Raw genomic sequence first — 18,432 nt, forward strand, 5'->3', positions numbered from 1 at the left:
CCAGATACGACAAGCGCGGTTACGTCTTCCTCGGGACCGCGACCGCCGCAACCCTCGTCATCTGGCTCCGGGCATGATCGGCCGGACAAGTCCTAGTGGCTGAGGCGGACGAGGCGGCCCTGGCCGGGTGGCAGGCGTGGGCCGCGCCGGTACTCGGCGCGGGCTACCTGTGGGCCGCGTCGTTCAGCAGCAGCGTGCCGCACGACCTCGTCGCCGCGTTCGCCGACTCCCTCAGCTCCAGCGCCCCGGTCCTGCGCCGGGTACTGCCGGAGAGCACACGCGATCGGCTCCTGCGCGCTCCAGCCAGCTGAGGGCCATCCAACGCATAGAAGCCGGGCCTCCCCTCCAGGGGAGGCCCGGCTTCGTAAGCCCTCCGGGTGGGCCGCCGTTGGCGTGCGGCCGGTCAGCTTCCTTCGTGCAGAGCGCGGAATTCGAGGGTGTCTTCCGCAGTGACGATCTCGGCCAGGCGTTCGAACTCCGCATAGTCCTCGTCGGTCATGATGGCGACGGCATCGCTGACCACGGATCCCTTGGGGAGCTTGGCGAAGTACTTCATGAGCAGGTCGACGAAGGCGTCCTTCATGTCGTCGAGTTCACGCTGCCATTCGGCTTCGAGCTGTATCTGCGCCTGCGCGGCGGCCTTTTCCTCCGGGGTGAAGGTGACCAGCAGGTCGCGCTCGGCGCGGGTGAACGGGCGCCCGTCGCGGTGGTACGGGCGCGTCCGGATGTCGGGGTGACTGAAGTCCAACCTAGTGATGAGGAGGACGACTTCGGGGCGAATAGAGGAGGGCACGGGTGGTTCCTTGTGTGGTGTCGTGAGATCGGTTTGTGCTGGTGAGCGGTTCGGGGTGAGCTGGCAGGTGGTGCTCGGGGCATGACGTGCGGGTGCCTTGGTCGAGGAGGTGTGGGCTGCGAGAACCGGGGTGCTCGCGGGAGGGTGGTTGCTGAGCGTGGGCGGGCGGCGGGGGTGACGCGCGCTTGACTGAGGTGGGGACGAGGGTGCCAAGGGCATGTTGTGGGGCTTCTCGGCACCAATCGTCCGGAGGATCGTGCTTTTGGCCAACCGCCGATCGTCGGCTATGTTCCGCCCGTTTTTCGCTGGTCAGCGCCGTCGGCTGGGGTCGTTCACGGCGCTGGTGGCCGGTTGCGTGACGGGCGCCGGGGGCGCGGTGCGCCGAGTGCCCATGGTGGCCGTTTTGTCGGGGCTTGCGGGTAGGGCGAGCAGGTGGGCGCTGCGGCGCAGGCGCCACACCAGGACGTCGCTGATGGAGTCGGCGGTGTCGAGCTCACGTCGTCGGGCGGCGTCGGCCAGCAGAACGGCCGGGTCGTGGCCGGCCTTCCGGACGTCGTCGAGGGTGGCGGCCAAGGCGGCCCAGCCGGCCTCGGCGTGGATGCGCTCGGCCAGCTCCGGCAGCACTTGTTGGAGCAGGGCGGCGTGCCGTTGCCGAACACGCGGCGCCAACCGCTGGCCTCGCTGCCGGAGGACGGCCATCGGCTGGGCTGCTGCGGCTTGGTAGGCGGCGCGGAGGTGTTCGGCTGCCTGCTGGGCTGCGGCGGCCTGCTGCGCGTGCTCCTTCTTCGCGTGCCAGTTCGCTGCGGCGATGGCGAGGAAGAAGGCCATGTCGATGAGCATGGCGGTGGTGGCGCCGTCTTCCCCGCGGCCCAGGGCGGGTCCGCTGTGGGCGAGGTCGCGGGCGGCCTGGCGCAGGGCGCGGTCGTGCCCGCATACGGCCCTGATGTGGGAGCGGCTGGCCCGCTCGAACACGAAGGCCGCCTCGCGCAGCTCAGCGCGGGTGTGGGCGGCGGAGGTCTTGGCCAGCGCGTCCAGCACCTCACCCGCAGCGGCGATCTGCGCCGCTGCCGCGCCGTCGTCGCCCTGGTCGATGACCAACAACGCCTGCCAGGTAGCGGCGCTGGCCCGACGCCGCGCGAACGCGGGACCTGTCACCTCCGGCAGAACGGGCTGCTCCCGCCCAGAGCCGTCCGCCGAAGCGTCCTCGGCGGGAAGCGTCCAGCGTTCGCGGATGCGGGGCAGGGACAGATCAGGTGCGAGCGTGGAGCCCGCGTAGAACACCGGCTCCTTCTCACCGTTGCGGTCATCGGGCAGCGCGACCTTGTAGCCGAGCAGGTCGCCGGAGGGCGCGATGCGCTTGCGGATCAGCAGGCCCGCGGCGGCCAGCCGGTCGAAGAACTCCCCCTCGCTGCCAGCGCCGGCGACCGCGCGCCGTACGGTCTCCCGCAGCTCCTCGCGTGCAGGGCGCTCCCGGCCCTGGCGTTCGGCTTTGCGGCGTTCGGCGCTGGTGGGGCGCTTGGCGGCGGTGCCGTCCCCGGGCGCGACCTGGTGCAGGCCGAGTTCCTTTTCGATCAGCCGGCACTCGGCCTGGGCGCGTTTTCCGGAGCGGTGGTGGTCGGGGCGGCGGCCGTCCTCGCGGACGAGGGTGGCGATGATGTGGATGTGGTCGTCGGCGTGCCGGACAGCGGCCCAGCGGCAGCCGGCGCCGTCGCCGGGGTCGATGCCGGTGGCGGCGACCATGCGGCGGGCGATGTCGCCCCACTGCTCGTCGGACAGGATCGGGTCGTCGGGCGCGGCGCGCACCGAGCAGTGCCAGACGTGCTTGTCGGGACGCTGGCCCGCGTCGAGCAGGGACAGGGGCTGGTCGAGGAGGTGCTGGAGGTCCTTCTTCGTGACCGAGGGGTCGCGGCCGGGGTCGGGGGCCATGCCGTCGAAGGAAGCGACCAGGTGGGGGTCGATGTGCTCCTCGTGGGTGCCCTTGCCGTACAGGTAGTGCAGGAGCCCGAGGGTGTTGCTGCCCTGCTGGTGGATCCTGGGGATCAAGCTGTCTCGCCCTCCTGCCCGTTGGCGACCCTGTCGGCTGCCCGTTGGACGGCCTGTGCGGCACGCTGCAGGTCGGCGAGGGCGGCGGCGAAGTGAGGTGCGCCGACGGCACCGGAGTTGAGGGCCTTGGCGATCTGGTTGACGTTGCCGCCTGCCCAGCCGAGCTGACGGCGCACACCGAACAGCGCGGTCAGGACATCTCGCTCGGTGGCGATGGCCGCTGCGGTGCGGGACTGGTCGCGTGCGGCGGCCAGCGCGGAGTGGGCCATGAACCCGGCCACGCTCATGCCGACGTGGTCGGCGCCGGCCTGGATGATGGCGAGTTCCAGCTCGTTGAGGCGGACGCTGTGGGCGGGGCGCTGCTTCTTGTCACGCGGACGCGACTTCCCCTTCCTGGCCTTGTCCTTGCGGCTGGCCTTGCCTGGCTGCGGTCCGCCCTCGGTCGCAGCCTTCCCGTCCGATGCCCCCTGGTGCCGGACGGGCCCCGCCACCCCCGGGGCGGGGTCGGGTTCGGGCGCTCCCCCCGCGGGGGAGTGTCCGGACCTCCAACTTGCTGGCGACGGGGCAGGGGTGATCGGCGGGGCTTCCTCGTGGGTGGTGCGGTCTTCGTTGTGCGGGGTGTGCATGGGGCCCTTCGGGTCGGGGTCTGGTTGGGAGTGCTGGTGCTGCGACGATCAGCGGAGCGGATCGCCGGCCGTTGCCTTGAGCTGAGCCTTGAACTCACGGACGACTCGTCCGACGCCGTCGCTGGAGACGGTGTAGCCGACGGCGCGCAGAGCGTCCTCGACCCGGTCGCGGCCGACGCTGCCGGTCTCCTCATAGATGCGGCGAGCGTGCTTGAGGATGACCTCGTCGGAGGCACGGGCTTTGCCAGGGTCGCGTTTCTTCCGGGCAGCCCCCTTCCGCTCGCGCCTGCCCGACACGCTGCCCGCGCTGTTGCCCGTCGGCGCCGGGCTGTCTTCGACTTCTGCCCGTGCGGACAGCCCGGGACCCGGGCGGGCAGGCTGCGGGCGGGCAGCCGTAGGCACCTCGTCGTCACCCGGCTCTGACGGGTGTGGGCGGGCAGCGTCCTCTGCCCGCGGCAGTGCTTCCGGGCGGACGGAGCGCGGGCGGCTGTGCCCGCCTTCCCAGGCGGGGTTGCAGGCCGGGACTTCCCAGCGCGGCGGCAGCGTGATGGAGGCGAGGCCGAGGGCCTGCTTGCGGGTGGCGAGCTTGCGCAGCAGCAGCTCGTCCTGGAGCGGATCCCCGTCGACGCCGGCCCGCTCCAGGGCCTCGTGCAGGTGTTCCGTCAGACGTCGGCCCCGTCGCTTGCCGCGCTGGCGGTCGGTCATCGACTCGGCGCGCAGAATCAGGGCGACGGCTTCGCTCAGCGCGCGGTCGCGGATGAGGCGGGCGGCATCGGCGTCCTGGTCGGCGATGCCGAGCCGGGCCAGGAGGCGTTCGCGGGCCTGGCGGACGAGGACGGCAGCCAGGCTGTGCGAGGCGGCGTCGGGGGTGCGGTGGCGCAGCTCGATGCCCATGGCCAGATGCCACAGCATCGCGGCCATCACCGGGCCGACGAAGGCCCGCACGGTGCCACCGACCAGCCCGGACTCGGCGTAGGCGGGCAGAACCTGGACGGCGGTGATAACCCAGGTGAGGATGCCGGGCAGGCCGGGAGCCTGCTTCGGGCCGTTGAGGTTCTGCCGGGCCATCAGGGCGGTGGCGAACAGGGCCAGCTCGGCGGCGGCGAACATCGCGACGCGCTCGGCGGTGCCGCCCATGTCGAGGTAGTCGGCGGCGAACCGCCAGCTGGTGTCCGCGCTGTACGCGGTGCAGCCGAGCGCGGCCACGGCCGCGACCGGCACCGCGACGGCCCCGCGCCAGCGGTTGGTGCCGGACGGCCAGCGGTGCTGCCAGCGCTTCATCCACGCGGTGAACAGGGCGACCAGGCCGAGCAGGGCAACAAGCGCCACGGCCATCGCGGGGCTGGGAGCCCAGTGCGGCAGGAGCGAGGCAGTGCCGCCTTCGGTGGCCGGGTTTGTCGGGGCAGGGGAGGGCACGTCAGGTCTCTCCAGGGGTGGTGCGGTGGGGCTTGTGGTGCAGGGGTGAGGGGCGTGCACGCAGGGGGCGTGCACGCGGGCCCCCTTCTAAAAGGGGGCCCCGCGCGTGATCGCCCTGGCGCGTGTACGGCGTGGGCGCTCGCGTGATCGCTTGACCTGCGGTTTTGCGGTCAGCGTGGACGCCGTGAGCGGATTTCCGGGGCGTCTACGCCTGAGGGCCGCGTGTACGGTCGCGTGAACGCTTGGCGCGGGCCGGCGAGGAGGTCAGCCGACGGCGGTGAGGTGGCGTGCGGAGGCGTAGTAGCGGGTCTGCTGCCCGCCTCCGGCTCCTCCGGCGATCCCATCGGCCTTGGTGGCCAGGCCACTGTCGACGAGGCGGGCCAGGTGGCGGCGTGCCTTCTCCACGTCGGCGCGCTCGGGCTCACCGCCGACCAGGACGGCCGCCAGGTCGCGTGCGGTCAGCCCGCCTGGGGCGTTGCGCAGCAGGACGGCGGGGTCCTTGGTGGGGTCGACCGTGGTGGTGCCGCGCACGTGGTCGTGTGTGACGTCCAGGGGGCCGACTTCACCGGTGGGGGTCTTGAGGTGGTGCAGGGTGACCGCGGGGTCGCCTGCCCGGCCGCTGATGAAGAGCACGCTGCCCGCACCGGCGGTGATCCAGGTGGAGCCGTAGACCTGGTCCAGGCTGGGGCGCTGGCCGCGTGGTGCGTCGGCGGTGGCCTTGCGCTGGTGATGCAGCTCCATGATCTCCACGCCGTTGCGCAGGGCGCGCATTCGGGCGTTGTGGAAGGCGACGGCCAGGCTGTCGTCGACCATCGTGCTGACCGCGTCCTTGAGGCTGTCGATCACGATGGTGTCGGCCCGGTGCGCGGCGGCAAGGTCGGCGAGGAGGTCGGGCTCCTTGTCGAGGGTGGCGGGCAGCGGGCCCTGCCAGACGACGAGACGCTCGCGCAGGATCTTCTCGTCGGTGGCGAAGACGCGGCGGTCCATGGCCTTGGCGATCTGCTTCGGGCGGTCCATCGCCAGGTAGAGCACCCGTCGGCTCGGGGCGACCGGCATCTCCAGGACCGTCTCCTGCAGTCCCAGGCGGGCGAAGACCACCTGGTGGGCCAGGGTCGTCTTGCCGACACCCGGTGCGCCGACGATCATCAGGCTCTCACCCGGCGCCCAGACGGTCTTCTCACGCGTGCCCCACAGCGGTTCGGCGTTCGCACCCGTCTCCTTGACAAAGTGCCATCCGTCCACGGCGAAGCGGTTCAGGCGGCCGTGGCCAGAGGTGAGTGCACGCTCGCGTTCGGCGCGCACCTCCGCCTCGATCTCGCTGCGTATCGCGTCGGGGTCGGCGCCCGGCTCCTGGGCGCGCTGCACGGTGCGGACGGCGGACGCGAGCAGGCGGCGCAGGTCGGCTTTCTTGCGGATGATCTCCGCATGGTGCTCCGCGCTGCCGGCGTCGTAGAGCGCCCCAGCGAGTTGGTGCAGGTAGGCGGGACCGCCGACACGCTTCAGGTCGCCCTGCTGCTCGAGCAGTTCCGTCAGGACGATCGGGTCGGTCGGCTTGCCCTCGCGGTGCTGGGCGAGCATCGCGCGCCAGATGGTGTCGTGCGCGGGCCGGTAGAAGGCACTGTCGCCCAGGACCGGACGCACGGTGTCGATGACATGGCTGTGGTGCATGCAGGCACCGAGCACCGCGCATTCGGCGTCCAGGTTGAAGACAGCCGGACCAGGATCGTTCGGAGACGGCAGGGGGCCGTACTCGAAGTGGGATGGCATGTCCGACGTGAGGCCCGTACTCTGGGCCATAGGACTCCTCTCCCGGCGGGCCATATGGAGCGCCAACTCCGGCCACCGGTCCAGATCGTCATGGTTGGGCGGTTGTGAGGATCTCCGCTTCGCCCTCGGTGTTCGCAGCACCGGGGGCTTTTGCGTTGTCCGCCTGTGTTCACCGGTGGACGGCACCATCCTACCAGCGCATTCGGGAAACATCTACTTGCATTCGGCTCGCGAATGATGTTTAGTTGTGTACCCCAGGGGCCGTACAGCTACGGCCCCGCCCGGACGACCAACGCGACTGAGGAGGTGAGCATGACCAGCGGCAAGGGCGAGGACGAAGCACGCGCGGCGAACACGCGGCCACCGGTCGAGGACAACATCGCCGAGCGCGTGAAGCTGGAACGCGAGGCGCGCGGCTGGAGCACGGTCACCCTGGCCGAGAAGATGGCCGAGGCCGGCCACCCCATCGGCCAGTCCGCCATCTGGCGCATCGAGAGCGGCAAGCCACGCCGCCGCATCAACACGGACGAGGCGCTCGGCTTCTGCAAGGTTTTCGACATGACCCTCGACGAACTCGCCAGCCCACCAGGGCAGATGGCCAACCCGGTTGTCCGTCGGCTGGTCGGCCAGTACGTCGAGCTGTGGAAGGAATGGCGCGCCCTGGGCAAGTCCATGGACGGCGTCCAGGACCAGCTCAAGGAGTACACCCAGGCCCATCCCGACCAGGACCTCATGGTCCGCCACCTGCTGGCCCACGAACTGGACGTGGCATCCAACGGCGACTTCCACCGCCACAAGGGAGCCAGCGGCCGATTGATCCGCTGGCTCGGCGACTACTTCCCGGCGGCCAAAGACCCCAACACGGCTGACAAATAGCCACCTGCCGCAGGGGCCTCGGTGCTGCGAACACCGAGCGCCCTCACGCGGGCACATCCTCACGCGCGTCTGCGCAACCGCCCAACCACCCACCACCACGACCGGTCCCTGCGGAGTTGGCGCTCCATACGTGACCGGGGTGAGGAGCCCTCTTGCCCGAGTTCCCCCTGCCCGTCACCCAGATCGCCCAGCTGCTCGGCGTCCCCGAAGGGGCCCTGCGCGCCCTGATGGCCGAACGGGGTGACGAACCCGGCGACCCCACCCTCGTCGGACTGACCGTCGAGGAGGCCGCCCGCCGCCTCGGCATCGGCCGGACGAAGATGTACGAGTACGTCTCGTCCGGGGAGATACGTTCCGTCAAGATCGGCAGTCTGCGCCGCATACCCGCCGAGGCCCTCGGCGACTTCCTAGCCCGCCGCTACCGGGCCACAGACTTCGGCGCTGCGGCCTGAGCGGGGCGCGCATGGCACAGACGAAGAAGCCCCGCACGTCCCGTCAGCCCAACGGTGCCTCCTCGATCTTCCTCGGGAAGGACGGCCGGTGGCACGGCTACGTCACCGTCGGCGTCAAAGACAACGGCAACCCTGACCGCCGCCACATCAGCCGTAAGACTCGCCCCGAGGTCACCAAGGCCGTGCGCGAGATGGAGAGGCAGCGCGACTCGACGGGCGTCCCAAAGGCTGGCCAGTCCTGGACCGTCGAGACCTGGCTGACCCACTGGGTCGAGAACATCGCCGCGCCCAGCGTCTCCGAGAACACCATCGACGGCTACCGCGTGGCGGTCTACCGCCACCTCATCCCCGGTCTGGGCGCCCACCGCCTGGAGAAGCTGGAGCCCGAGCACCTGGAGCGCCTCTACCAGAAGATGCAGGCAAACGGCAGCGCCGCCGGCACCGCTCACCAAGCGCACCGCACGGCCCATACGGCACTGAACGAAGCCGTACGGCGCCGCCACCTGACCACCAACCCGGCCTCCATCGCCAAGGCCCCCAAGGTCGAAGAGGAGGAGGTCGAGCCGTACACGGTCGAGGAGGTCCAGCGCCTCCTCCTCGAAGCGGACAAGCACCGCAATACCGCCCGCTGGGTCATCGCGCTCGCCCTCGGTCTCCGCCAGGGCGAGGTCCTCGGCCTGAAGTGGGAGGACGTCGACTTCGACGCGGGCGTCATCCTCGTGCGCCGTGGCCGCCTGCGGCCGCGCTACCAGCACGGCTGCGGCGACAAGTGCGGACGCAAGCCCGGCTACTGCCCGCAGAAGATCAACATCCGGCGGGAGACGAAGGACACGAAGACCCGCGCCGGCAAACGGCCGATCGGTGTGCCAGAAGAGCTGCTGAAGCTGCTGCGTCTGCACAAGGAGCAGCAGGAGCGCGAGCGGATGCGTGCTCGCGATCTGTGGGTGGAGAAGGGGTACGTCTTCACCTCACCAACTGGCGAGCCGCTCAACCCCAACACCGACTTTCATCGGTGGAAGGACCTGCTGAGGGCAGCGAAGGTCCGCGACGGCCGCCTGCACGACGCCCGTCACACCGCCGCGACCGTGCTGCTGATCCTCGGCGTTTCCGACGCGGTCGTCGACCGCATCATGGGCTGGGAGCCCGGCAAGTCAGCACGGATGCGTCGTCGCTACCAGCACCTCACCAGCCCCGTGCTGCAGCAGACGGCTGCGAAGGTCGGGGGCTTGTTGTGGGGTGCGGCGACGCAGGCGATCCGACCGCCGAAGGGCGGCTCTCTGCCTGCCCCAAGCCGCAACCCTGCATCGGGTCAGGCGACCGTGTACGTCGCGCGCCTCGGCGAGCGCCGTGTCCCGTTCCTGCACCGTGACCATGCCGAATCCGTAGTCTCTCAGTGGGGATCGGACCACCCCGGCCACCCGGTCGGAGTCGAGGAGTGGGCACGGCACAGGTGGGAGAGCGAAGGGGCCGGCGGCTTGTCGGCCATTCGCGACCGCATGCCCGACCGCCGCATCGTTCATCACGCCCATGCCGCCTTCCTGCCCGGCGGGATCCGGTTGAACGTAGGCGGCGACGAGCAACGGTCAGTTCCTGCCTGGGAGTTCGAGACCGACCTCTACACGGATCTGCCGGTCCGTTGGCACACCAGCCGCCGCCCTGGCCAGGAAGTCGAGGCGCAAGTCCGCGGCACCGACGAGGCAGCTGTTGCCGTGGCGTTCACCGAAGCTTGTGCACAGGCTGTGGATCGCGCCAGGAACCCGCAGAGGTACGGAGATATCCCGGACTAAGCGTCACTTTTTACCCCCGAAACCCGGTGAGGCGTCGGCCATAGGTCGACACCCCACCGGGTTTGCGTGTTCCGACGTGCACGGCGGAGCTAGGCGCCCACCCGCGCCTAGCTCCGCCTAGAACCTCGCCGAATCTCGCCGAAAAAGTCGCCGAACCACGCCGAATATGATTTACTGGGGTTACGAAGGCGGCCAGAGGAGGTGTACGTGATGGCAGAAGCCGAGCTGCCCGACTGGACCAACCAGAAGATGGGGACGATGGTCCGAGCCGCTCTGTGGCTGGTCAGCGAGGTGGGCGAAGGCAACATCTACACGAAAGAGCAGTTGCGGGCAGCCTTCCCCGACGTGGCGCAGATCGACCGTCGTGTCCGCGACCTGCGGCTCCTTGGCTGGGAGATCGCGACCAACCGAGACGACGCGCTCCTCAGGCCGCACGAGTGTCGGTTCGTCCGAGCCGGCGAACCCGTCTGGGAGCCTGGCGCACGACGAACGCCTCGCGTTCAGCAGCGGCGATCCGAAATGGCGGAGATGCGGATCCTGGCGCCAGACCGCGTCTTGCGAGCGCAGGATCCGGAAGCAGCCTGGGAGCGCATGGAGAAGCTCTCCCCGAATGAGCGGGCGCTTCTCCTGGCCTGGATCGCGATGGACCGCCGACCTAGCTCGCCGGCCGAACTGGCATGGCGGGCATACCGCAGCCTGCCGGACCGGCAGCGTCGCGAACTCGCGGCGAAGCTCGGTGCAATGGTCAGCGCCGACCTCTCCGAGGAGCCGCCAGCGCTGGAACAGAGCAGCAGCGACGAGCCATAGCCAAAAAAGCTTCCGCCGGACCCCGTGTCACCTACCACAGATCTCCGGGCTCCGGCGGATGGTCCAACCCGTCGAATGAGGAGAAGAACCGTGACCAGTATGCGCGTCTTCCTGGCCGGAAGCGAGCGACCGCCCAGGCTCAACGTGCTGGTGGCCGCTGTCGCTGCCGGCTATGTGGCCGGTTACGACGCCGGTGTCGGAAACGACCTGGCGAAGGCGCTGGGCTGCACGGCCGCCACGGTGATCGTGTGGCTGTGGGAGAGGTCGGGTCGCTGACCAAGGCAGGAAGCCGGGCGCAGCCTGCGCTTGTCGCGTAACGCTGGTGGCGGTCTCGCAGAGACGCGGGACCGCCACCAGGCACCCAAGACGCCGGCTCACGGAGCCGGCGGTCTACCTGGCGGACGCGGTAACCGCGGCGCTGTGCCCCAGCTGCACAGCGGTCACGGCGTGCCTACCCGTGCTCTGCCGAGTCCTTCGCACTGGCGAGGGCCTTATCGATGCCCCTGCGCAGCGCCTTTCCGTACTGAAGCCGCAAGCCGAGGATCAGCGCAGGCGGAAGAGCCCGGTACCGGAACCATCGAGGGTGCCGCGGCGGCGCAGTCCCCTCGGCGGTGTTGCACCTGCTGCACAGCAGTCCGCGAACCTCACCGGACTCGTGGCAGTGATCGACCACCACGTCTCCGTGAAAGGGGTGACCGCAACCTGCGCAGCGGTCAGCGTGCCAACCGACAAACAGCAGGACCGGGTCTTCATCAGGCAGAGGTACCGCTCTGAGGTAAGGCCACGAGTGGCAGGCGGGTGGCTGAGCCTCCCCGAGCCTCTGCTCGATTTGCTGCTTGACAGTCATGGGCCTGCAGCCCCCGTAGACGTCGCGGAAGTACGCGTGTGGGTAGTCAACAGTGTCCTGCCACTCCTCGTCGTCGAGGTGGCGTGCACATCCGGCGAGGCCCGGCACTGGCCTGGACTTGCAGAGCCGGACACCATCTGCCAAAGGCCGGCCACACCGGACTTCGTCAGGGAGCAGCCCAGCCTCTCGCTGCTCGTTGCTGATCCGCGCAAGCAGCGCGAGGTGTCGCGCTCGCTCTGGTGTGTTCTTGGGCTCGCGTGGAGGAGGAAGCAGCATGCGTGAACTCATACGGGCCTCCGCAGGCAACGACGAACGGCGATGCACCCAATCACACCACCTGCCACTGACACCGGGCTCTCAGCCCTACAGAGATCGAGCCGCAAGGTCGTCGGACCTGCTTGGTGGCCTCGTTGGCCTGACTGAGGGTTCCTTCACGGCCATCGTGTACGCGGAGAAGCAGCTCTCGTAGCCGGGCGACGAGCGTCCATCGCCCGGCTACATGCTGTTCCGCCTACTGGCCGAAGCCCTTCAGGAACTCCCAGGATCCCTGCGCATCTTCGACATCCTGCTCGCCCACAAGGAGGTACTTCCACGTGATGTCGACGTCAGGTGAGGAGTTCGCGGTGTTGGCCCACCTCCGGGCTGCCTTGCGCTTGGCAACCACCTCGGCAGAGGTCATGTCCTTGTCTGCCTTCGTCTCAACAAGCCAGCCGATGCGCTGCCCGTCCACCTCTTCGATGACGACGAAGTCAGGGTTGTATTCGCGCCCCTCTGAGGTCCACTTGATGGGTACATCGTTGATGTGCAGCCGCGCCCACACGACCACCTTCGTGCCGCTGTCGATGGCGTTGGCTGCCTTGAACTCCGGTGCGGTGTCAAACCAGGCATGGCTGTAGAGGTTCTTGCTCCAGCCGTTGAATGCGATCGCCTTATCGAACGACCCATCGGCGTGGCCGGCCACTTGGCGCTTACGCGTCTCGCGTGTCTTGTTGAGCGCAACAAGCTCCACGTCGTCGTCGTATGTGACCTGGGCCTGGGTAACGTCTCGAAGGGTTTTTGCCACCTCAGCAGCGAGACGCTGGCCGCACCGGTCAACAAAAGCGGAGAGGTGGTCTGCCGCCTTTTCCCCCATCGCCTCAATGAGGTGGTCCACGATGCGTTCGGCAGCCCCAACTTCCAATTTACGGTTCGGTACACCCTTGACGGACATAACGCGACGGACAAGCGCCTCCCTCGTAACCGAGAGGGGGATTTCGAGCGGCAACGCGGAGACTATTGTGTCGTTGGCCGTCTCGGTCGCCGTCGTAACCTTACGCCCGTCGTGACTGGCGACGATTTTCGTCCGCTTCAACTCGGCGGAATAGTCGGCGGTGAGGGTGCGGCCGAGCCGCTCAAACGGGCCATAATCGACGATGTCGTTAAGGCTGACCGCGACGAACTGCGGTACCGAGATCAGCTTTGGAATCAGGATGGGTTCTCGGTCAGGCAGCGGGTCGTAGCGAACCGCCGTAGAGGTCTTCTTGGCAGCCTCCGCTGCCTCCCGCGTGCGGGTTTCCACGTCCACGACGCCTGGCCCATTCGACGCACCTGGCGCGGAGGTCCCTTGAGGGGGGACTACCGTCGCCAGATCCTGCACAGTTGGGATCGTTCCCGTCTGGCTGGTTGCGGCCCCCTGAGGCTGGCTGGTATTGGCGGCCTGCGGTCGAGCATCACTTTCGGGGAGTCCAATGACCTCCGCGTCACTCTCTACCGTCTTCTGGCGGACTACGGAGCTGCCATCGGACAGTCGCCGAACTTCTGCATAGGTGCCGTAGTCGATGAACGCCTCGTTGAGGACCTTCCGCTTCTCCAGAAGCTCGCTGTATTTCTCATGGGCCAGGATTTCGAGCGTATCGAGGATCTCGACATCCGTGTACCTGCCGAACGGGAGCCGCATACCGCGGCCCAGCGTTTGTTCGGTCATGACTTCCGAGACCGATGCCCGCATGGAGGCGATCACATAGACGTTCTTGACGTCCCAGCCTTCCTTCAGCATGCCGACGCTGATGATGATACGGATCGGCGAGTCAGGGTCCTCGACGGCTTGGAGATCTGCCAGAGCCTTTTCCTTGGCATCCCCGGTCAACTTCGAATGAATCAGGAGCGTCTTTCCGACCCACGTGCCTCCGTCGAAGCTGCCAGAATCGAGGACTGCCTGAAATTCTTCTGCTTCCTCGATGCTCCGAGCAATGACCAGCATTACCGGGTTCACACGGGTCAGGCCGTTCTCATCACAGTAGGCGTCGGCGGCTTGACCCTTGTAGCGCAGCAGATTGACGCCGTCGAGCAGCTTGGTCTCCACGTCAGAGCGGTCGTCGCGACGGGCCACCATCACGGGAGTCTTGACGAGCTTGTCAGCGATAGCGGCGGCCAACGGGTAGCGGAATGCGACGAGGGACTCGTCCACTCTCACGGGCGTGGCTGTCATGCCGACTACGAGTTCCGGCCTCAAGTCTCGGATGGTCCGGGAGAACGCCGGCCCTCGGTAGCAGTGGTGCTCGTCAGCCAAGATGACGAGGTCATCGAGCCGCGCGAGATGGTCGAAGAAGGACATGCCCAGGTTTTCCAGAGGCACGTGCGTTGCACGGCCCTCGCCTGTAGCCGAGGTCAGGGCCTGGACGGTGAAGATGTAGAGCTTCGTGACTGTCGGATCGTCGATCGCAATGCGTGTGGCCTGCGCGTCGAAGTTGTCGGCTGTGATGACGTACGGGTTGGATCGCAGCATGTGCCGCAGCGACTTCGAGTTGCCGGCAGTGAAGTTGAGGACCGACTTGTCTCGGATTGTCCGACCGGGCGCCAGCAGCAGGAAATTGCGTACCGGGTTCTCAGCTCCGGCCAGGTACTCCATCAGCCCGGCCATGACGTAGGTCTTTCCCACTCCGGTGGCCGAGTCCACGATGCACTCGTACGGCTCGGTCTTCTCCTGCACGTCGTAGTGGTCGGAGGTACGCAGGATCACCGACTCGATGGCCTTGCGGTTCGGCTCACGCAGGTCGAGGCGGTGAGCAACCTCGGCCAGAAGTTCGGGCTGGAACTGCAACTGGCCCATCAGGCGGTCTCCCTTTCGGTCGCGGAAGCAACGGTGGTGGTCTCGGCCGGTTCATCGGTGGCCCGGGGCGACGGCACCGCGGAGCGACCGGCACCGAACGGCGACTTGCGGGCTGACTTGCGCCGGTAGTTGTCGAGAACCTTGTCCGGAATGAGTTCGAGTCGCGATCCGCGGCGGGCCTGCTTCAACGCCTCAGCGGCACCGTCCTGGATCTGGGTGGCCCATACCTCGACGACCTCGTCCTCGGCGAGCCTGTCGACGATGGATGCGACAGTGCCCGTGCCGACCATGCCGTCGATGACGACGTAACGGGAGCGGCCCTGCTTGGCTGCGAAAATGTCTTCTGGCTTGTAGGGGACGGATAGCTGTGCGCACATCGCCTCGGCCAGAGCGCCTTGGACGGCCCAGTCGGCCAGGAGGACCATGCCGCTCATCTCGACGAACATGGACTCGCCGACCTGGAGGTGAGTGAAGCTACCTCCGCCATGCCAGTTGACGTTCTTGACGTTCTTGGTCTTGGTGGCTGCTTTAAGGGCCTTGATGGTGCCGGCGTCGAGTTCTGGCCCGGCGGCCTTGGTGACCTTGGTGAGCAGCCGGTTGAACTCGTGTGCCTCGTCTGGCGTCATTCCGTCGGGGAGGCCGCGCTCGCCGTCCTCGTCGTCACCGACTGCCGAGACGCGCTCGGTGACGGTGGTGATGCCGCCCGGGTCCTCGCCATTGATGACCTTGGTGAGCCGGGGGAGCGTGTATCTGGCGACGGTGTCAGGCAGCAGTTCGCTGGTCACCCATCGGCGGCCCATCTTGTGGGCGACAGCTGCAGTAGTGCCTGATCCGGCGAAACAGTCCAGGACGATGTCGCCGGGATTAGAGGCGATGTGGATGATGCGGGCCAACAACGCTTCCGGCTTGGGCGTCGCGAACGGGTGCTCGTCGGGGAACAGAGCCTTGATCTCGATCTTCCCGCGAAGGTTTCCTCCGACTTCACTTCCCAGCCAGAGTGTTTCGGGAACGCGGCCGTTGTCCTCCAGGTGCTTCTTGCGCTGGATGCGTTCCCGGAGGCCGAGCATCACGATGTCGGGCCAGTGCCCAGCGTCGTAACGGGCGCGGGCGAGTTTGGCTGCCTCTTCTACGGGGACCGCCAGCATGATCGCCGGAACGCCGGCCTTGACCTTGTCTGGGGTTGTCCCGCAGATGCGTGCGCGCTCTGCCTCGTCGCCAATGTCACGCAGCTCGTAGGGCGCATACTCCGACATCTGCTGCAGCATCCACGACTGCGCCTTTCCCCAGCAGCGGCCCGCTGTCGGGTACATAAGGCCCCCGGTGACGGGGTGCTGGATCGCATAGACCATGGGATGGTTTGTGGCCGCCTTGCCGGCGGTGGCATCCCCGTCGCGCCACGGCACGGGGTCTCCGTCACGTGACTGGTAGCGGCTCGTGTTCGAGGAGGCAAGCCTGGGCATCCTGTTTGGAGTCCAGGACTCGGACTTTCGGTACACCAGGATCGTGTCCTGGGACGTCGAAAGCAGCCTGGTGTCGTTTCGGGGTGAGTCCGCCTTCTGCCAGGCGACCTCGGCGACGAAGTTGCTCTCCCCCAGCTCTTCGTCGAGGACGACTCGGCACCTGTGCGATTCCGCATGGTCGAGGTGCACCCACACGGACCCGTCATCCGCCAGCAGCGGCCTGATCTGGCGGATCCGGTCTCGCAGCAGGGTGAGCCAGATCGAGTGCGCGATGTTGTCTTCGTAGTTGGTGAACGCCTGACCTGTGTTGAACGGAGGGTCGATATACACCAACTTGACCCGACCCAGGTACTTCTCGGCGTATGCCGGAATTTTGGCGAGCGCGTCCAGCACGTGCATGGCGTCGCCGGTGATGAGGAGGTTGTCGTGGGTCGGGACTGGGAGGTCTGCGGGACGGTCTACGGGCGTCGGTGCCTCGACTCGATCGACCTCGTGGAGGAGCCGGACCTCGGAGACCCGGTAGTCCGACGGGTCGACGAAGGTGTAGTCGTACCTGCCGTCCCCGGTCGACAGGAGCGTCTTGTCTTTGTCGGTCCAGGTGAGTTCGAGGCGCCCCTGGTGTCGGGGCGTCGAGTTCGAGGGCATGCAGCGTTCCCTTGCAGGTTGAAGGTGACGCAGCCTATTTTGTCGTACTCCTACCGCACCGGTAAGCGAATCCCCTCAGGACTGGTCTGGTCACACGAGGCACGCATGCCGCAGAGCTGACGACGAGGGCGCACCCATGCCCGGGGCTCCGTCTGGTTCTCGTAGCCCCCTTCGAGCCACGTTGGCGTCGCCCCCATGCAGTGCCCTTAGGAGTACATCCGGACAGAGGGGTACCGGCACATTGGGCGGCGCGCAGCGCACCAGTCCGCTCCCTCTGACCAGCCGAAGCAGCCTGGCTTGGTTGCAGTTCTGGTTGCATTCACCCCCGTCCGGTGCCGACCAGCAACTGCCCAGCATCACGCTCCGCCGCAGGTCAGGACACTCCTGATCACTCCCGGACCCTCAGGCGAACATTTGGAAAGCGTGTTGGGGGCAACCCCTCACGAGTTCGAATCTCGTATCCTCCGCCAGTGCCTCACCGGGCACGATGTCGAAGGGCCCCACCGTTCGCGGTGGGGCCCTTCGACGTTGTCCGCCCCGGCTCCCGTCTCAGTCGGAATGCTCTTCGGTGCCGGGCGGCGCCCGGAGCGCCTCTCCGACTTGCCGAACGACTTTCCGGAGCGTGACTCCCGTCACTTTCTTCTACCGGGCGCACGTCATCCGGGACGCCGGGGATCAGAAGAACGGTCGCGGCGGTGTGGCGGGCATCGAGGAGACGCCCCTTCCGGCGCAGCTCGACGTCTTCCCGCTGCAGCCCGGGCGCTTCGCCCTGGTCTTCGTCCAGCGCACCGACGGCCGCCACTGTTCACCGGCGTGCACGCACCGCTCTGACCTGACCCGCGAACTCCGAGGGACGCCTCGTACCGCCACGCTCACAGTGGGAAGCGCATGCGGGGCGACCCCTCACGAGTTCGATCTCGTATCCGCCGGCCCAGAGGGCCGGATCCCGAAGTGGCCGGCCCTTGGCGTATGTCCGTCAGGCCCCTCCCCGGCCTGCGGCCGGTGCGGGCCGGTCAACGGGTCGGTGAAGGGCTGTGGAGGCCGGTCAGTGGCCGGATGAGGACCTGGGCGAGGTCGTCGGGAGGGGGCTGACGCCCGGCTCGTAGTGGTCGCGGAGGTAGATGCGGGTGTGGTCCGGGGCGTAGTCGTGGGCGTAGAAGCTGACGCAGCCGGTGTCCGAGGTGCCATACGGGTCGGCGAGCGGGTCCGGGCTCGCGGTGGGCTCGGGGTCGGTGCCGGGGCAGACGGAGCCGTAGCGCATGCCCTTCTTCAACGATTCCGGTTCCGGCACGCCCAGGTGTCTGAAGTCGTGGGTGCGCACGTCGGTGACGGCTGCCGTGGGCTCCAGCAGTCCGCCGGCCGGCGGGTGGGCGGCCAGGAAGGTCCGCGTCTGGGACCTGGTGAGCGTGAAGGTGAGCACACCGGTGTCGAAGCGGGAGGTGACCTGGTAGCCGGCCCGCGCGTCCTGGGCTCCCGCCGGGATGTCGACGCCCATGTGCCCGCTCATCCACCCCGGCGTGACGCCCTCGACCCACCTGTCGTCCGAGGTCCGCCTGACGGCGCGGTCACCGGACGGGCCGGTACCGGAGTCGGGGGCGGAGCAGCCGGTCGCGGCCAGGGCGCCCAGGAGGGCCAGCGCGCCGAGGGCCGCCCCGGCGGTGTGGGACCGGCGGTGGCCGCCGGCGCTGTCGTGGGCGTCGTTCATCGGACGGCCGTCCTCCCGGGTGACCTGTGCGTCGTACGGCCCTGCTGTTGCTCTCGGCCCGGGTCCGTGCGTCCGTCCCTGCTGTCGCCGGGGCCCGGGAGCGGGGCCTGGTTGGGTTGC

Annotated in this window: 15 protein-coding genes and 1 pseudogene; 7 read left to right on the forward strand and 9 right to left on the reverse strand. The window is 68.2% G+C overall.

Going from position 1 to position 18,432, the window contains the following annotated elements; translation table 11 throughout:
* Nucleotides 1-92: 92 nt before the first annotated feature.
* A pseudogene (locus tag ACZ7N4_RS14440) lies at nt 93-311 on the forward strand (SPDY domain-containing protein); the annotation flags it as partial.
* Between the two features lie 92 nt (nt 312-403).
* On the opposite strand, the gene ACZ7N4_RS14445 reads toward ACZ7N4_RS14440, so the two are convergent.
* The 5 genes from ACZ7N4_RS14445 to ACZ7N4_RS14465 all read right to left on the reverse strand — a co-directional run bounded on the left by ACZ7N4_RS14445 (nt 404) and on the right by ACZ7N4_RS14465 (nt 6,675).
* Nucleotides 404-793 carry a hypothetical protein gene (locus ACZ7N4_RS14445; RefSeq protein WP_471358044.1) on the reverse strand — a complete coding sequence of 130 codons (390 nt, stop codon included), beginning with the start codon at nt 791-793 and terminating at the stop codon, nt 404-406.
* Nucleotides 794-1,102: 309 nt separating this feature from the next.
* Nucleotides 1,103-2,836, reverse strand: coding sequence for a relaxase/mobilization nuclease domain-containing protein (locus ACZ7N4_RS14450; protein WP_471358047.1), 1,734 nt, complete (start codon nt 2,834-2,836; stop codon nt 1,103-1,105).
* On the reverse strand, nt 2,833-3,327 hold the full coding sequence (locus ACZ7N4_RS14455) for a plasmid mobilization protein (RefSeq protein ID WP_471358048.1): 495 nt from the start codon (nt 3,325-3,327) through the stop codon (nt 2,833-2,835). Before ACZ7N4_RS14455 ends, ACZ7N4_RS14450 begins: the two co-directional genes overlap by 4 nt.
* 183 nt (nt 3,328-3,510) lie before the next feature.
* Nucleotides 3,511-4,797 carry a hypothetical protein gene (locus tag ACZ7N4_RS14460; RefSeq protein WP_471358051.1) on the reverse strand — a complete coding sequence of 429 codons (1,287 nt, stop codon included), beginning with the start codon at nt 4,795-4,797 and terminating at the stop codon, nt 3,511-3,513.
* 345 nt (nt 4,798-5,142) lie between these two features.
* Nucleotides 5,143-6,675: a DnaB-like helicase N-terminal domain-containing protein gene (locus ACZ7N4_RS14465; protein ID WP_471358053.1), complete on the reverse strand. Its 1,533-nt coding sequence runs from the start codon at nt 6,673-6,675 to the stop codon at nt 5,143-5,145.
* Between the two features lie 282 nt (nt 6,676-6,957).
* Here ACZ7N4_RS14465 and ACZ7N4_RS14470 point away from each other — a divergent pair, with 282 nt between their 5' ends.
* From ACZ7N4_RS14470 to ACZ7N4_RS14490, 5 genes are all read left to right on the forward strand, one after another.
* Nucleotides 6,958-7,521, forward strand: a complete 564-nt coding sequence (locus ACZ7N4_RS14470; protein WP_471358056.1) for a helix-turn-helix domain-containing protein — start codon at nt 6,958-6,960, stop codon at nt 7,519-7,521.
* 152 nt (nt 7,522-7,673) lie between these two features.
* Nucleotides 7,674-7,973 (forward strand): helix-turn-helix domain-containing protein, encoded by a 300-nt coding sequence (locus ACZ7N4_RS14475; protein WP_471358057.1) that lies wholly within the window; start codon nt 7,674-7,676, stop codon nt 7,971-7,973.
* An 11-nt stretch (nt 7,974-7,984) separates the two neighbouring features.
* Nucleotides 7,985-9,760 carry a tyrosine-type recombinase/integrase gene (locus ACZ7N4_RS14480; RefSeq protein ID WP_471358059.1) on the forward strand — a complete coding sequence of 592 codons (1,776 nt, stop codon included), beginning with the start codon at nt 7,985-7,987 and terminating at the stop codon, nt 9,758-9,760.
* Nucleotides 9,761-9,970: 210 nt separating this feature from the next.
* Nucleotides 9,971-10,567, forward strand: a complete 597-nt coding sequence (locus ACZ7N4_RS14485) for a hypothetical protein (protein ID WP_471358062.1) — start codon at nt 9,971-9,973, stop codon at nt 10,565-10,567.
* A gap of 90 nt (nt 10,568-10,657) precedes the next feature.
* Nucleotides 10,658-10,843, forward strand: a complete 186-nt coding sequence (locus ACZ7N4_RS14490; protein ID WP_471358064.1) for a hypothetical protein — start codon at nt 10,658-10,660, stop codon at nt 10,841-10,843.
* Between the two features lie 175 nt (nt 10,844-11,018).
* On the opposite strand, the gene ACZ7N4_RS14495 is transcribed toward ACZ7N4_RS14490, so the two are convergent.
* Complete coding sequence (locus ACZ7N4_RS14495) at nt 11,019-11,243, reverse strand: endonuclease domain-containing protein (RefSeq protein ID WP_471358067.1); 225 nt, start codon at nt 11,241-11,243, stop codon at nt 11,019-11,021.
* Here ACZ7N4_RS14495 and ACZ7N4_RS14500 point away from each other — a divergent pair.
* Complete coding sequence (locus ACZ7N4_RS14500; RefSeq protein ID WP_471358069.1) at nt 11,223-11,696, forward strand: hypothetical protein; 474 nt, start codon at nt 11,223-11,225, stop codon at nt 11,694-11,696. The two genes, ACZ7N4_RS14495 and ACZ7N4_RS14500, sit on opposite strands and share 21 nt — an antisense overlap.
* 229 nt (nt 11,697-11,925) lie before the next feature.
* Here the strand turns inward: ACZ7N4_RS14500 and ACZ7N4_RS14505 are convergent, their stop codons facing one another.
* The 3 genes from ACZ7N4_RS14505 to ACZ7N4_RS14515 form a co-directional block, all read right to left on the reverse strand.
* Nucleotides 11,926-14,502, reverse strand: a complete 2,577-nt coding sequence (locus ACZ7N4_RS14505; RefSeq protein WP_471358072.1) for a DEAD/DEAH box helicase family protein — start codon at nt 14,500-14,502, stop codon at nt 11,926-11,928.
* On the reverse strand, nt 14,502-16,607 hold the full coding sequence (locus tag ACZ7N4_RS14510) for a site-specific DNA-methyltransferase (protein ID WP_471358075.1): 2,106 nt from the start codon (nt 16,605-16,607) through the stop codon (nt 14,502-14,504). The genes ACZ7N4_RS14505 and ACZ7N4_RS14510 overlap by 1 nt, the downstream gene beginning before the upstream one ends.
* A gap of 1,045 nt (nt 16,608-17,652) precedes the next feature.
* Nucleotides 17,653-18,312, reverse strand: a complete 660-nt coding sequence (locus tag ACZ7N4_RS14515) for a hypothetical protein (RefSeq protein ID WP_471358077.1) — start codon at nt 18,310-18,312, stop codon at nt 17,653-17,655.
* Nucleotides 18,313-18,432: the final 120 nt, after the last annotated feature.

The organism is Streptomyces sp. NPDC107654, from assembly GCF_055639035.1.